Genomic DNA, 233 nt, shown 5'->3' with positions numbered 1-233 from the left:
ACTACAACTCCATTTTTATATAAAAATTGAGCCAAGCGATAATGATAATAGCCAGTAGCTTCCATAACTACTAATGCCTTTTTTGGTAAACTTTTTAAAAGTTGTTTAAAACCAGATTCATCATTTTTTAATTCAACATGACCTTTAGATTTACTGTAAATATCAAATACAGATTTACTAATGTCAATACCATAAATTTTTCTATCTTTAATCATAAGAACTGAATTTTGGAA

Annotated in this window: 1 pseudogene; it reads right to left on the bottom strand. The window is 25.8% G+C overall.

From position 1 onward, the window contains the following. A pseudogene (locus tag ACVC08_RS00340) lies at positions 1-215 on the bottom strand (IS110 family transposase); the annotation flags it as partial. Positions 216-233: the final 18 nt, after the last annotated feature.

Source organism: Pontimicrobium sp. MEBiC06410 (genome assembly GCF_053601615.1).
This window is presented reverse-complemented; position numbering and strand designations above follow the sequence as displayed.